The sequence below is a fragment of the Nocardia tenerifensis NBRC 101015 genome (genome assembly GCF_000308715.1).
GTDB lineage: Bacteria > Actinomycetota > Actinomycetes > Mycobacteriales > Mycobacteriaceae > Nocardia > Nocardia tenerifensis.
The window spans coordinates 1-15,137 of record NZ_BAGH01000566.1; the positions used below are offsets into that span (position 1 = coordinate 1).

The 15,137-nt window shown below is 69.0% G+C and carries 12 protein-coding genes and 1 pseudogene; 10 read left to right on the plus strand and 3 right to left on the minus strand.

Going from position 1 to position 15,137, the window contains the following annotated elements; genetic code table 11:
- The 5 genes and pseudogenes from ON39_RS37145 to ON39_RS37165 all read left to right on the plus strand — a co-directional run.
- Positions 1–261: pseudogene (locus ON39_RS37145) on the plus strand (acetyl-CoA C-acyltransferase); the annotation flags it as partial.
- A gap of 9 nt (positions 262–270) precedes the next feature.
- On the plus strand, positions 271–1,998 hold the full coding sequence (locus tag ON39_RS37150; RefSeq protein ID WP_040741159.1) for a class I adenylate-forming enzyme family protein: 1,728 nt from the start codon (positions 271–273) through the stop codon (positions 1,996–1,998).
- Between the two features lie 34 nt (positions 1,999–2,032).
- Positions 2,033–3,274, plus strand: coding sequence for an acetyl-CoA acetyltransferase (locus ON39_RS37155; protein WP_040741161.1), 1,242 nt, complete (start codon positions 2,033–2,035; stop codon positions 3,272–3,274).
- A gap of 168 nt (positions 3,275–3,442) precedes the next feature.
- Positions 3,443–5,077: a hypothetical protein gene (locus tag ON39_RS51215; RefSeq protein WP_040741164.1), complete on the plus strand. Its 1,635-nt coding sequence runs from the start codon at positions 3,443–3,445 to the stop codon at positions 5,075–5,077.
- Between the two features lie 330 nt (positions 5,078–5,407).
- Positions 5,408–6,226, plus strand: a complete 819-nt coding sequence (locus tag ON39_RS37165; RefSeq protein WP_246003039.1) for an alpha/beta hydrolase — start codon at positions 5,408–5,410, stop codon at positions 6,224–6,226.
- Positions 6,227–6,309: 83 nt separating this feature from the next.
- Here the strand turns inward: ON39_RS37165 and ON39_RS37170 are convergent, their stop codons facing one another.
- Genes ON39_RS37170 through ON39_RS37180 form a run of 3 tightly spaced genes read right to left on the minus strand, consistent with a single transcriptional unit; the run spans position 6,310 to position 9,190 of the window.
- Positions 6,310–6,915 (minus strand): response regulator transcription factor, encoded by a 606-nt coding sequence (locus ON39_RS37170; protein WP_040741169.1) that lies wholly within the window; start codon positions 6,913–6,915, stop codon positions 6,310–6,312.
- Positions 6,912–8,084, minus strand: coding sequence for a sensor histidine kinase (locus ON39_RS37175; protein WP_157195590.1), 1,173 nt, complete (start codon positions 8,082–8,084; stop codon positions 6,912–6,914). Before ON39_RS37175 ends, ON39_RS37170 begins: the two co-directional genes overlap by 4 nt.
- Entirely contained in the window at positions 8,081–9,190 is a 1,110-nt protein-coding gene (locus tag ON39_RS37180) for a sensor histidine kinase (protein ID WP_146251234.1), read from the minus strand. The genes ON39_RS37175 and ON39_RS37180 overlap by 4 nt, the downstream gene beginning before the upstream one ends.
- Before the next feature lie 418 nt (positions 9,191–9,608).
- Here ON39_RS37180 and dpgA point away from each other — a divergent pair, with 418 nt between their 5' ends.
- The 5 genes from dpgA to ON39_RS37205 form a co-directional block, all read left to right on the plus strand.
- Complete coding sequence (dpgA, locus tag ON39_RS37185; RefSeq protein WP_040741173.1) at positions 9,609–10,745, plus strand: 3,5-dihydroxyphenylacetyl-CoA synthase DpgA; 1,137 nt, start codon at positions 9,609–9,611, stop codon at positions 10,743–10,745.
- 38 nt (positions 10,746–10,783) lie between these two features.
- Entirely contained in the window at positions 10,784–11,482 is a 699-nt protein-coding gene (dpgB, locus tag ON39_RS37190; protein WP_040741179.1) for an enoyl-CoA-hydratase DpgB, read from the plus strand.
- Entirely contained in the window at positions 11,479–12,795 is a 1,317-nt protein-coding gene (dpgC, locus tag ON39_RS37195) for a (3,5-dihydroxyphenyl)acetyl-CoA 1,2-dioxygenase DpgC (RefSeq protein WP_051187587.1), read from the plus strand. Before dpgB ends, dpgC begins: the two co-directional genes overlap by 4 nt.
- A complete protein-coding gene (gene dpgD, locus ON39_RS37200; RefSeq protein WP_246003040.1) occupies positions 12,792–13,655 on the plus strand; it encodes an enoyl-CoA-hydratase DpgD in 864 nt (287 codons plus the stop codon). The genes dpgC and dpgD overlap by 4 nt, the downstream gene beginning before the upstream one ends.
- A 7-nt stretch (positions 13,656–13,662) precedes the next feature.
- The coding region (locus tag ON39_RS37205; protein WP_040741175.1) for a thiamine pyrophosphate-binding protein at positions 13,663–15,137 on the plus strand (1,475 nt) is incomplete at its 3' end.

Below are 15,137 nucleotides of genomic sequence, written 5' to 3' on the forward strand. Positions count from 1 at the left end.
GCCGACCTACACGTGGTGGAGGCCAACGAATCCTTCGCCGTCACACCGATTCTCCTCACCAGGGAACTGAACCTCGACGAGGAACTCGTCAACCCGTCCGGCGGCGCTCTCGCGGTCGGGCACCCGCTCGGCGCGACCGGCGGGAACCTCATCGTCCAAGCGCTCGACGCACTCACGCGCACGGGCGGCGAACACGCGCTGGTCACCATCCCCGCAGCCCTCGGGCTCGGGTCCGCGGTGGTGCTCCGCCGTCTCGAGTGAAGGAACGCAATGGCCGAGTCGCCCACCCCCACAGCCGATTCCGACTCCCGCGTCCGTACCTGCCACCCCGCGGACACCGTCCGCGAATACCTCGAGCGTGGTTGGTGGCAACCGGAGACGCTGCCCGAGCTCTTCCAGCACCGGGTCGACGCGGCGCCGGACGCGCCCGCCGTCACTGACCCGGCCAATCTCGCCGACTTGACCGGCGCGCGGCCACGGACGCTGTCTTGGCGTGAATTGGACGAGCACAGTATCGATCTTGCGGCGCTGCTGTACCGCAACGGTATTCGGCAGGGCGACACCGTCGCGGTCCTGCTGCCGAACTCGGTCGCCTTGACCGCGACCTACTTCGCGCTCTGGCGGCTGGGCGCGGTCGCGACGCCCATGCCCGCGTCGTACCGCCGCCACGAGCTGTCCGGCATCGTCGACGCCGCCGAGGCCACGGCGATCATCACCGTGGACGCCATGTCGGGACGCCAACTCGCCAGTGAGGCATTGACGGTGGAGTGCACCGTCTTCGCGTTCGGCGCCAGCGTGCCGGAGGGGGCGATCGCGTTAGATGACCCGGTCGACGCCGCCGACCGCGAGCGACTGTCCGATTACGCTCGCGCACTGAAGATCTCGGTGAACGACCGTGTCACCATTTGCTGGACCAGCGGCACCGAGGCCGCGCCCAAGGGCATCCCGCGATGTCACGGCGATTGGCTGGCCATGGCGTGGGGCGTGCAGGACGGCCTGCATCTCACCGCGGAGTCCGTGCTGCTCAACCCTTTTCCCATGGTCAACATGGCCGGCTTCGCGGCGTCGCTGCTGCCGTGGCTGCTCACCGGCGGCCACCTCGTGCAGCACCACCCGCTGGACCTGCCGGTGTTCCTCGGTCAGATCGCGCGGCACCGCGTGACGCACACCAGCATGCCGCCCGCGCTCCTGACCATGCTGCTGCACAACGAGCAGCTGCGCGCCTCGGTCGACCTGTCCTCGCTGCGCCGGGTCGGCTCCGGCGGTGCGCCCTTGCCGCCCAGCGTGGTACGCGGCTGGCAGGAGCGGCTCGGCATCGAGGTGCTCAACTTCTTCGGCTCGAACGAGGGCGTCTGCCTGATGGGCGCGCCGGTCGACTTCCCTGATCCCGACACCCGCGCACGCTACCTGCCGCGCTACGGCGCACCCGGCGTGCGCTGGGCGACACGGCTCGCCGAGAGTACGCGGGTCAAGCTGGTCGACGTCGTCACCGGCGCGACCGTCACCGAAGTCGGTGGGGCGGGCGAGCTTCGGCTCGCTGGCCCCGCCGTGTTCGGCGGCTACCTACCCGGCACCGCGACCGCCGAACCGTTCGACGAGGACGGATTCCTGTGCAGCGGAGACGTCTTCGAGCTGTGCGGGCCGGACGGCCGCTATCTGCGTTTCGTCGATCGGATCAAGGAGATCATCATCCGCGGCGGCATGAACATCGCCCCGGCCGAGATCGAGGGTCTGCTCGCCGACGCTCCCGGCGTCGCCGACGTGGCGGTGATCGGCTACCCCGATCCCGTGCTCGGCGAAAAGTGCTGTGCCTTCGTTGTTCCCGCGCCGGGCGCGACCGTGACGCTGCACGACCTGGTCGAGCATCTGCGCGCCCGCGAGGTGGCGTCGTTCAAGCTGCCCGAACGGCTGGAGATCGTGGAATCCCTGCCGCGCAACCCCGTCGGCAAGCTGCTGCGGCGCGAGCTGCGCGCGACGTTGCTCGACGACCGCCCCTGACCGGCGCCCCATCCATCGACAGACCGGAGTTCCCATGCCGACCAGCACCATTCATCTACTCGGCGGCAGCCAAACCGATTTCGCCGTCAACTGGCACCGCGACGGCAAGGGTTTCGACGCGCTCGTCGGCGCCGTGGTCGGCGGCGCGCTCGCCGCGACGGACGTCGCGCCCGACGAGATCGACGTGATCCACGTCGGCAACGCCTTCGGCCAGCTGTTCACCGGACAGGGGCAACTCGGCGCCATGCCCGCCACGGTCGTCCCCGAGCTGTCCGGGCTGCCCGCGTCCAGACACGAAGCCGCCTGTGCCTCCGGCAGTATGGCGCTGCTGGCCGCGATGGCGGACCTCGAGTCGGGACGCTACGACTGCGCGCTGGTGGTCGGCGCCGAACTGGAGAAGACCGTGCCGGGCGACGTGGCCGCCGGCTATCTCGGCGCGGCCGCCTGGGTCGGCCACGAGGCGCTGGACACGAAGTTCGTGTGGCCCAGCATGTTCGCCGAGCTCGCCGACGAGTACGACCGCCGCTACGGACTCGACGACACCCACCTGCGCGCGATCAGCGAACTCAATATCGCCAACGCGCGCACCAACCCGCTTGCCCAGACCAGGAATTGGGCCTTCACCCCGGCGAGCTTCGGCGCGGACGACGCGGCGAACCCGTCCGTCGCGGGCCGGCTGCGCCGTCAGGATTGCAGCCAGATGACCGACGGCGCGGTCGCCGTGATCCTCGCCTCGGACCGATTCCTCGCGCGGCGCAGCGACATACGGCCCGGCGGTCGCGCGGTGGTGAGCGGCTGGGGCCACCGCACGGCGGGTCTGCCGCTGGCGCGGAAGCTCCGCGACTCCGCCGCCGAGCCGTACGTGTTTCCCCATGTGCGCCAGTCGATGCTCGACGCGCTCGGGCGGGCCGGGCTGCCCGACATCGACGCGGTGGACGGCGTGGAGGTGCACGACTGCTTCTCCATGTCCGAGTACATGGCGATCGATCACCTCGGCATCACCGGGCCCGGCGAGAGCTGGAAAGCCGTGGCGGGCGGCGACATAGCGCGGGACGGCCGGATACCGGTCAATCCCGGCGGCGGATTGATAGGCGGTGGTCACCCCGTTGGTGCGACTGGTGTACGAATGGTGCTCGATGCCTACAAACAGGTCACCGGGCAAGCGGGAGCGTACCAAGTGCCGGACGCCCGCCGGTTCGCTACGCTCAACATCGGTGGGAGCGCCACGACCGCAGCGAGTTTCGTCGTGGCGAGTCCGGCGAAACGGTCATTGTGAACTCTGGCCGTTCCTGTTCTATGATCATCCGGAAACGCGGCCGCGGCACGCCGCATCCACCCGGCAAATCGACGGTTTTCGCTGGCAACGGTGCGTCGAGGACGAATGCGATGTAGCCTTCCCACGCGTGATCACTTGTCTGCCATCGAATCTCCTCCTGGAGCCGAAATGACCATCCAGCATCCCATCGAGGACGAGGTCACACAGCTGGCGCGGCGGGTCGAGAAGGCCCGCGGTCGGCTGGCATACCAATTCGATCCCGCGTTGACCGAAGCGCTCTCCGAGGAAGAGCTGCTGGCCGAACGCGAGCTCGCGGAGAAGATCCGCGGGCAAGACCGTGGTCAGCGCTGGAAAGAGGCTCAAGCCGCCGCGTCGGCGGCCGACCGCGCCAGGCAGACCACCGAAGCGATCGAGAAGGCCGACATGCGAGATCTCCTGGTGGCGCGCAAGGCGATCGCCGCCCAGCGCCGTGAGTCGAGCCCGCATGCCAAACTGGCCTCGCTCTACCGGCATAGGGCCTGGTCGCTGCGTGCGCTGGCGGGTGTCGTCGGCGCGGGCATGCTGTGGTCCGCAGTCAATGTGCAGCACAACATCGCGCCCGGCGGGCCGGGTGACCCGCTGTACTGGTTCAGCTATCTGCTCGAGGGCATGATCAGCGTCTGCCTGATCATCATCATGATCGGCACCAACAAGGTGGCCGAGTGGGGTGTCGTCGACAACCGCAAGCAGGTCGTCGCCGCCGAGGTCGCCCTGCTCTCGCTGACCGTCACCCTCAACACCTACCCGTACCTGCGCGCCGAGCACTGGTACGACGCCGCGGTGCACGCCGTCGCGCCGGTGATGATCGGCGTCGCGCTGCTCATCCACGACGCCGCGAGCGCGCGCTACGGTCTGGCTATTCACCGCGCCACCGACCAGGTTCGGGATCTGCCCGACCCGGCCGAGCAGATCCGCCGTACCCTGCCCACTATCGCCAGCTACCGGATGCGCCGCTCGGCGGCCGAGGTGATGGCGTCCAACTCCATGGCCGAGCTGACCCTCGAGCCCGAGCCGGACCCGCTCGCCGAGCTGGACGCGGCGCCCGTGGGCGAGCCGATCGTCGACCCCGAGATCGAGGACGCGCCCGCCGTCGTGATCACCGACGAGGACGACGCCGTCGCGCCGGAGACGCCCGCTCCGGTCCGCTCCGCCTTCCGTTCGGCCGCCCCCGCGCCGTCGGCGAAGGTCATGGCGGCCGCGACCCTCGGCGCCGATCTCGACGCCAAGTCCGAGACCCGGTCCGACGCGAAGAGCGAAAACGGTTCCGGCACCGCCAAGTCCACCGAGGAGCCCGCGGCCAAGAGCAAGCCCGCCGTCAACGGTGAGAAAGCCGCCGAGGCCGACGCCAAGCCGGTCACCCCGGTGAACGGTGCCGCGGCCAAGGCGGCTACCACGAACGGTGTTGCGGACAAGGTGGCCGCCAAGCCGACCACGGCGGCGACCAAGCCGGTCACGCCGACCATCAAGAGCACCCCGCAGCCGGCTCCGGCGAAGACCGCCAAGCCCGCGACCCCCACGGCCGACAAGCTCACCGTGTCGTCCGCGTCCGCCGCCACCGCCGCGATCAAGCGCACCCCGGCCGACGAAAAGCCCACCACCCCAACCGATACCAAGTCCGAACCCCCCACCCCCGAAATCCACGACACCGGCCAGTTCCGCATCGCCGAGATCCTCGAACAGGAACTCGCCGAGCTCCAGGCCGCCCGGCGCCGCGCCCGCACCAGCAGGAAAACCTCCACCCCCGCGGCCGGCCGCGACCGCTAGCCCCCTCGAAACCCCGGTCCCAGACCGGGGTTTCGGCTATCCGGGCCATGCGCCCGCACTCCCTCTCGGGAGCCGCACCCACTCTAGGGCCCTAGAGCGGGTGCGGCTCCCGAGAGGGAGTGCGGCGGTTTGCAGAGAGCGGCCGGTGACATTCGCCATCGGTCGGTGCACACATCGGTATCTACTGGGCTTGCGCTGGTGCTGCGAGGCTCGGAGTGTCATCGACCATGGGCGCTCGTGGGGGAATTCGGCAAGGGGCGAAGGGCAGATCGCTTGTCGGCCCGGCGAAATCGGGGTAGCGCTCGCCTACGAGATTGGAATGTCATGCGAATGCTTGTCCGACTCCGAACCGTCGGCGCGGCTGTCGTCGCGACCGCTGTGCTGGGTACGGTCGGTTGCGGTAGCGACACCGAGTCGAGTCCGTCCGCGCCGGCGACAACTGCGGCCAACGCGGCTGCCAAGCCCGCGATCGTGCTGGTGCACGGCTCGTTCTCGAACAGCTCGAGCTGGGACGCGGTCGCCACTCAGCTGCGCGGTCAGGGTTATCAGGTGGTGCAGCCCGACAATCCGTTGCGCGGTCCCGCTGCGGACGCGGCCGCCGTCACCAAGGCGATCGAGGGCATCACCGGGCCGGTCGTGCTCGTCGGGCACTCCTACGGCGGTGCGGTGATCAGCAATATCCACCGCGCGAATGTCAAGGCCGAGGTGTTCGTCGCGGCCTTCGCGCCGGAGCAGGGGGAGTCGGTGCAGGCGCTCAGCGATCCGGCGCGCTACCCGGGCAGCAAGATCGAGACGGCGCTGCGGATCCAGCCCACCGAAACGGGCGCGGAGGTCACGATGGCGCCGGAGCAGTTCGGCGCGGTCTTCGCGCAGGACGTCAGCGCCGATGTCGCGTCCAGACTCGCGGCCGCCCAGCGTCCGACGTCCGCCGCCGCGAACGCCGAGCCGAGCGGCGCACCGTCGTGGGCCGGAGTTCCGTGCTGGTACGTGATCTCGACCGAGGACCAGACCTTCCCGCCCGCGGCGCAGCGGTTCCAGGCCGACCGCATGCACGCACGGACCACCGAGGTGAAGTCCTCGCACGCCTCGCCGGTGTCGCATCCGAACGAGGTCGCCGCCGCCATCACCGCCGCGGCAAACGGTTCCTGACGGCCGAAACCCGGGCGGCGACATGCCAACACAACGTCGCCGCCCCGGGACTCGGTTGCGCCGTACGCATTACAGCCGGCTCACTACAGCCAGCCCGCCCGCCGGGCGATATTGATCGCGTCGATGCGGTTGCGCCCACCGGTTTTGGTGATCGCGTTGGACAGATAGTTGCGCACGGTCGTCGCCGACAAGAAGAGCGTCCGCGCGATTTCCTCAGTGCTGATACCGGTTTCGGCCGCCCGGAGCACATCGCCCTCGCGCAGCGTGAGCGGGCTCGCCCCGGTCTCCAGCGCGGCGGCGACCATGTCGGCGTCGATCACCCGCTCGCCCGCGACGACTCTGCGAATGCTGTCGGCAAGCGTCTGTGCCGGTGCGTCTTTGACGACGAAGCCGCGCACGTGCGCCTGCAGGGCGCGCAGCAGATACCCCGGCTGACTCAGCCCGGTCAGGATGAGCACCCGGCACTCGGGCACCTCCTCGTGCACGCGTTCGGCGGCGCTGATGCCGTCGAGACCGGGCATATCGATGTCGAGCAACGCGACATCCGGTCGCGTGCGCACGATTTCGTCGACGACGCGATCGCCGCGGTCGAGTTCGGCGACCACGTCCATGTCGTCCTCGCGGGAGAGCAACGCCACGAGCGCACCGCGGATCATGTGCATGTCTTCGGCGACCAGTACGCGAATCATCCTGCTGTCTCCGGTATCTCGATGCGCAGCCGGAAGGTGCCGTCCCGGTGCTGCTGGGCGGACAGGGTGCCGGAGAGCGCGGCGGCGCGCTCGGCGAGACCGGAGAGCCCGTTGCCCGCGCCCCGCCGCCGCTGCGCGCCGTCGTTGACGATCTCCAGGAACACCCTGCCGTCGTCGCGCCCCGCGACGATCGAGCAGGTGCGCGCGGCACTGTGCCGGAGCACATTGGTGACGCCTTCGCGGGTGCCCCAGGCGAGCGCGTCGTCGATATCGGGTGCGAGCCGCGGCAGGTCGATGTGGTGATGGGTGTCGATGCCCGCGGCGCACAGCAGCGCGGTGGCCCCCTCGGCCTCGCCGCGCAGCGAAACGGTGTGTTCGCCGAGGGTGACTCGCCGCATGGCCTGCAGCGTGTCGCGGGCGAGCGTGGCGACGCCCTCGATCTCCGATCTCGCCGCCCGGGGATCGCTCGCCAGCAGCGCGGCGGCCAGGTCACCCTTCAGCGACACCGCCGAAAGGCTTTGGCCCAGTAGATCATGCAGATCGCGGGACACGCGGAGCCGCTCGCGCCCGGCCGCCTGCTCGGCCAGGTCGCTGCGCGTGCGGTCGAGCTGGTCCACGGCGCGCACCAGCACGGCGACGCCGACGAGGCACGCGGCGAGCACCGTGAACACGACGACGGTCTCGATGACGTTCGCGACGAGCAGTCGCCGATCTGTCCCCACGCCGTCGACCAGAATGCCCGCGGCGGTGCCGATCACCGGCACGGTCACCAGGATCACCCGTAGCGGGCCGCAGAAGAGCACCGCGGCCGAGCCGATGAAGAATACCTGGCTGATGCCCCAGGCCTGGGGAAACCAGATCGCCGGAACGTAGACGAGCGCGGTCAGCAGCGCGAAGGTCGCCGGCCACCACCGCGGTCGTCCGTTCGAGAGGGTGCCGAACACGTGGCGCAGGTGCACCAGGACCACCGCGGCCGCCGTCACCCACAGCAGCACCGCGACGTCCCACCGATCGAAGCCCTGCGCCGGTGCCCGCGACGGTGCCAAAGCACCTGTCGCGCAGGTGGTTCCGATCAGCAAGAGCCGGGCGTGCCGGACCGTCGCCAGCCAGGGGCCGCTGAGCGGCCGCGACACGCCACCGGGCCCGCGCCGCGCGATTCGCTCGCTCATCGGGTGCTCCCCGCGCACGAAACAGGCGACTCGCCATGGCATTCGAGCGCCCACTCGCCGCCGACCCGCGCGACGGCGAGCACCACGGGCTCGTCCGCGCCATCGCGGAGCAGCCGCGCCAGCTCGGTGCGCAAGGCGACGCGCAGCGATTCGTCCACCTTCTCCGGTAGTCCCGCGGCGGGCAGTCGCACCCGCGCCTCGATTCCCGCCGCGGCGAGAAGCGCTGCGGCCGAGGCTATCTCATGGTGAAAGGCCGGCTGCTGGAAACCGCGGATCAGTTGCCGTGCCTCGGCCAGCCCGCGCCGGGAGATGTCGACCAGGGTCGCCAATTCGACCCGCGCCGACGCGCGATCGTCGCGCGCGGTGAAGTCCTGTGCGCGGCGCGCGGCGGAGGTGATCTCGGCCAGCGCGCGACGCACCGTCCGTTCCAGTTCGCGATCGATGCGCAGGCGTTCCCGGGCGACCGCCTGCTCGGCCAGCGCGGCCCCGGCCCGCAGCAGCCTGCGCAGGGCGACGACCATCCACACCAGCGTGTATACCGCGATGACGCGCATTCCGGTCGTCACCGCCAGCCAGAGCGCGTCCGGCCCGGACGCGCCGAGCAGCAGCGCCGTCGGCGCCGTGGCCGCGGTGAGCATCACCGAGATCGGCACCGCGAGCATCGGCCGCAGCGTCAGCGCGGCGACCACCGCCACGATGTGCGCGGTGTTCAGCCAGGCGACACCGAGCACCGGCGTCGCGCCGAGCACCAGCACGGCGAGCGTCAGCAACGTCCCCGACGCGTTGCGCGGCACGGCGCCACGGACGGCAAAGGCCAAGTGCCACAGGTAGATCGGCAGACACAACGCCAGCAGCGCGGCGGTCGCGCCGATATCGGCCCTCGGGTCGGAGCCGCTGCTGCTCACGGTCACCAGCAGGGCCAGCAGCGCGAGTGCCAGCGCGGCCACGACCGTGCCCGCCGCGGCGACATCCACGATGTCGCGCGGCATACGGGCAGACAGACGCCGTAGTGCCCCCGGTGCGGCCCCGGTCTGTTCGAGCCGGGCCGTGCTCGGTGCGGGCACACGCTCTACTACGACCGCCACCACCCCCTGAGTGTTCCCCAACCACGGATTGTCCACGAGTGACAAATGTGGATATCTGTTGATGATATTAATAACGGACCGCCGCCCGCGTCCACCTCTCCGGCATTCCTGACCGGGCAAGATCGTTGATCTTGCCGACTGAACATCCACTTCCGCGACGTATTGCCCCCCGCACTGGGGGCTCGCACGATCAGCGGTCGAGCCGTAGCTTGAAATTTGTTGGGGGGTCTTCCGCGCACCGAGTATTGCGGCGCGAGGATCCTAGGGGGTATCAGGCGACAACGGCCATTCTGGACGCACGATCAGGTGTGTGCCGCCCGATTTGCTTTTGGGAGGGAGCAGACATGTTACGAAGACGTCGTTCTTCGTCCGAATGCACCGCGGCTGGCCGTAATCGGTTCCGCGCGCAGTGTCCACAGCAATACGACGGACGCCGGTCATGACCACCATCGAGCAAGCCGAACTCGCTCCGTGGTCCGGCACGAACTCTGAAACCGTTGCGCGCCAAGCGATACCGAAACTGCTCGGCGTGGCGACCGCAAATCCGCCGACCCGATACAGTCAGCGCGAACTGCTCGACCTGCTCGACATCGACGACCCGAAGATTCGTGGCCTTTACCTCAACGGAGGCATCGAGAGTCGTTATCTCACGCTGCCCCCGGTCGGCGCCGACGGGAACCTGACGTCCGAGACGCAGGGTGAGCTGCTCGGCAAACACCGGCGCTACGGCGTGACCACCGGAGCGTCGGCAATTCGGCAATGTCTCGAGTCGATCGGCCGGACTCCGGCCGACGTCGACTATCTCGTGGCGGTGACGACCACGGGGTTCCTCACGCCCGGCTTCAGCGCGCTGTTGATCAACGAACTCGGCCTGTCACCGCGTACCGCGCGGCTGGACGTGGTCGGTATGGGGTGCAACGCCGGGCTGAACGGATTGACCGCCGCGGCCGCCTGGTCGACCGCCAATCCGGGCCGCTTGGCCGTCCTGGTCTGCACCGAATCGTGCTCGGCCGCATATGTATACGACGGAACGATGCGCACGGCGGTGGTCAACAGCCTGTTCGGTGACGGCGCGGCCGCGGTGGCGATCAGCACCGACGCGCCTCCCGTCCGGGCCGGCCGGCCCGCCGTTCCCCGGCCGCAGGTGCTGGGGCTGCACAGCTACATGATCACCCACGCGGTGGACGCCATGCGGTACGACTGGGACGACGAGGCCGGCAAATTCAGCTTCTACCTCGACAAAGAGGTGCCGTACGAGGTCGGCGCCCACGTCGAGCGGGTGATCGACCAGCTGCTCGGCGACGCCGGGCTGCGGCGCAGGGACATCGCGCACTGGATCGTGCACTCCGGCGGTAAAAAGGTGATCGACGCCGTGAAAATCAATCTCGGCCTGACGAATCACGATCTACGGCACACCGTGAGCGTCATGCGTGATTACGGGAATTTGTCCAGTGGGTCTTTTCTGTTCTCGTATCAGCGACTGCTCGCCGAGGGGCGCGTGGCGCGCGGAGATTACGGCGTCCTCATGACGATGGGTCCCGGATCGCAGATCGAAACCGCGCTGTTGCGTTTTTGAGCGACGCGCGCGAAACCGGCCACGATGAAAGGCAATCCGTGACTTCGAATACGCACGACGAATTAGCGACAATTGTCACCGACATTTCGGCGATCACCGGGCTTTCGCCCGGGCTCAGCTCGGCGGTGGCGGCCGTGGCGGTGGCGGCCGAGGACGCCTCCGCGACGCCGGGAGCCTGTGTGGTGCTGCGCATCACCGGCGCCCCGGTCGGCCATCGGTTCGCCTGGCCCGGCCGGGTCACGGTCGGCGAGGTGAGCAAGTGGGAGGGGGCACTGCGCCGCCTCGAACAGGTGCCCGCGCCGATCGTCGCCCTGGTCGACGGCGACGCCTACGGCCCCGCGGCCGAACTGCTGCTGGTCGCCGACTACCGCATCATGCGGGCGGGCACGACCTTCTCGTTCGCGTCGACCGCCTCGGGCGTGTGGCCCGCGATGGCGGTGTACCGGCTCGCGGCACAGGCCGGTCTCGGCCGGGCACGCGAGTTGGCCGTGCAGGGAAGAGCTTTGACGGCCGAACTGGCGCACGGCTGCGGCCTCGTCGACGCGGTGGCCCAACCCGGCGCCGAGGCCGATGCGCTCGCCACCGGCCTGGCCATGTTCGAGTCCGCCGTCGGATCCGAGATCGCGATTCGCCGCAGGCTCGTGCACGACGCGGCGACCAGCCGGTTCGAGGATGCGCTCGGCGCGCACTTGGCCGCGTCCGACCGCACGCTACGGCGAGAGCGAACAGCGTCATGACCGTCATCGCCGACTTCAGCTCCGGCACCGCCGACCTCGACCGCGACCTGGTCGAATTGCACACGGCCGCAAAGCGACACGCCGCGCTGCTGAACGTGCTCGGCCCGGTGCGGGCCCGCGACGACGGCGCGGCCGTGCGCGCCGCCGAGGCGCACCGAGACCTGCGCAGGCTGCGCCGGAACTTCCTGCGCAGGCACCTGGGCACCGTCTACCGCTCGGCCACCGACGACCTCCGGCGCGGTCTGCGGCTCTCGGAACTCTGCGCGGCCGTCGCCGAGCTGTACCCCGGGTTGCTGCCGAACGCGGCGCAGCTGGCCGCCGACGCGGAACTGCCCCAGCCCGACAAAGAGGGTTGGGAGATCGATCAGGGAATCTTCCTGCACGCCGTGTTCGCCGACCCGGAGGCCGGCAACCATCTGCTCGACGCGATGCGCGCGCCGACCGCCCGCGCCCTCGATCTTCTCCCCAAATTCCAAGTGACGGGCGCGATCACGCTGCCGGTGGTGCACCTGGTGCGCCGCGGCGGCACGGCGACGATCACGATCAACAACACGGCCTGCCTCAATGCCGAGGACAACCAGCATGTCGCCGATATGGAGACCGCGGTCGATCTGGTGCTGCTGGACCCCATGTCCGCCGTCGGTGTGGTCCGCGGCGGCAAGATGGACCATCCGCGCTACCGCAACAGGCGGGTCTTCAGCGCGGGCATCAACCTCGCGGAGCTGCACCAGGGCAAGATCTCGTTCCTCGATTTCCTGCTGGGCCGCGAGACCGGCTACCTCGCGAAAATCCTGCGCGGACATACCGAGCCGGAGACCGAGTGGACCGGCGACCCGAGGTGCAAACCCTTCATCGCGGCGGTCGACTCCTTCGCGATCGGCGGCGGGGCACAGCTGCTCATGGTCTTCGACCGGGTCATCGCCGCCACCGACAGCTACCTGAGTCTGCCTGCGGCACAGGAGGGCATCATCCCGGGCGTGGCGAACCTGCGACTGGGGCGCTCGTCGAACTACCGGCTGTCCCGGGACGTCATTCTGTGGGGCCGAAAGCTGTGGGCGACCGAGCCGGAGGCGCGGCTCGTGCTCGACTCGGTGGTCGAGCCGGCCGCGATGGATCGCGAGATCGACGAGGCCGCAGCCCGTCTCGCGTCGCCCGCGGTGGTGGCGAACAAGCACATGCTGGTCGGCGCGGAAGAGCCGCAGGATGTCTTCCGCCGCTACCTGTCGGAGTTCGCGCTGCAGCAGGCGAAGCGGTTGTATGCCGCGGACGTGCTGACCAAGACCGGCCGATTCACGCAAGGGGTGCACCGATGACCGCTGCCTCGCAGCAAGTTTCGGTGCGCGGCGACGACCCGGCATCGGACGGACCCGTCGCCATGGAGTTGCACACGGTCGAGTACCGCAAACAGGGACGCGTCGCCACCGTGCGGCTGAATCGGCCGCACGTGCTCAATGCGATGAATCTCGCCATGCATGCGGAGCTTTCGCGGGTGTGGGACGACATCGAGGCCGACGACGACATCTGGCTCGTCGTGCTGAGCGGAGCCGGGGGACGGGCGTTCTCGGTCGGTCAGGATCTGACGGAGTTGGCCGAACGGATCGAGAACGGCTCGGGGCGTTCGTCGTTCGGCAGCGCGGGCAAGCCCGGTTATCCGCGGATCACCGAGCGGTTCTCCTTCGCCAAACCGATCATCGCGAAGGTGTCCGGCTACGCGCTGGGCGGCGGCTTCGAGCTCGCGCTGGCCTGCGACATCGTCGTCGCCACCGAGGAGGCCCAATTCGGGCTTCCCGAAGCCACTTTGGGCCTCATCCCGGGCGCGGGCGGCGTCTTCCGCCTGCCCCGGCAGATGCCCTATCGCATCGCGATGGGGCACCTGCTCACCGGACGCACCATGTCCGCCGCGCGCGCCTGCGAGCTGGGTTTGATCAACGAGGTCGTCGCCGAGGCCGACCTCGACGCGTGCGTGTCCCATTGGGCCACAGACATTCTCGCCTGCGCGCCGCTGTCGGTTCGCGCGATCAAAGAGGCGGCGGCGGCGTCGCTCTCGCGGTCGCTACCGGAGGCCTTCGCGGCCGAATACCGGTGGGAGACCGTCCGCGCCGGCTCCGCCGACGCCGAGGAGGGCCCGCGCGCCTTCGCCGAAAAACGAACACCGAACTGGACCGGACACTAGGAGCAGCATGAGTTCAGACAACACGCTCGGCCGTGATGTCGTCTTCGACTACATCTACGAGGCGGGCATCAAGTACGTCTTCGGCGTGCCCGGCACGCAGGAGATCCCGTTGATCGACGCGACGACGATGCCGGAGTACGCGGTCGACTACATCCCCTGCCTGCACGAGAACATCGCCATGGGCGCGGCCATGGGGTACGCCCGTGCCTCGGGACGGCCCGGCGTCGCGCTGGTGCACGTCACGCCGGGCGCGGCCAATATCATCGGCAACCTCTTCAACGCCTACACCTCGAACATCCCGGTGCTCGTCATCTGCGGTCAGCAGCACAGCGATCTGTTGATCCAGGAGCCGTTGCTCGGCTCGGATCTGGTGCGCACCGCGGGGCAGTACACGAAGTGGGCGCACGAGATCCGTTGCGCCGACGAGCTTCCCATCGCGATGCAGCGGGCGTTCAAGGAACTCCAGACCCCGCCGTTCCGGCCCGTCTTCATCTCCATTCCCTGGGACTTCCTGCTCGAGACGCCCAACTGGCAGGAGTACGGCCGCGCGACCCGCATCGCGCACGCCGTCACCGGCGATCCCGTGGGCATCGAGGCCGCGGTCGACGCGCTCGCGGACGCGAAGAAACCGGTCCTGCTGCTCGGCGACGGTGTCGGCGAAGCCGACGCTTGGCCGGAAATCTCGCGACTGGCGAATCTGCTCGGCGCCGCGGTGTATTCGGAGTTCCAAGCCAGCCGGATGAATTACCCGAACAACCTGCCGCACTGGCAGGGCGAGCTGCTGCCGATCCAAGAGGGCATTCACATGCAGCTCGACGGATACGACACCCTCTTCCTCATCGGCGTGAACTCCCACGCGCAGATATCGATCTTCCACTGGAAGAACGGGCCGATCATCCCGCCGGAGATGGTTCAGGTCGCGCTGCACAACAACCCGTGGCAGATCGGCAAGAACTACTACTCCGAGGTCGGCGTCCTCGGCGACATCAAGAAGACGCTGCCGCTGATCACTTCGGGCATCGCCAACCACAAGGGCTTCGACAAGGCCGCGGCCGACGCCAGGAACAACCACATCTTGAAACTGGGCGCGCAGCGCGACAAAGCCTTCGACGGCGAAGCGGATCGGCTGCGCAGTATCGATGCCGACAAGTCGCGCCGCGTCGACAGCGTGGTGCCGATCGCCGCGCACGAGGTCGCCATCGCCCTCGCCGAGGTGCAGAAGACGCTGGACAAGCCGATCACCGTGCTGAACGAGGCCTTCTCGATCGGCAGCGTCATCCAGAAGTCGCTGAGCTACGACTCGCCGGACGCCTATTTCTGCACCTCCGGCGGCTCATTGGGCTTCTCGCTGCCCGCCTCGATCGGTATCTCGCTGGCGCTGCGGAAGCAGAACCGCTACGTCGTGAACGTCATCGGCGACGGGTCGGCGATGTTCCACACCAATTCCTGGTGGACCAGCAGCAAGTTCACCCTGCCGGTGCT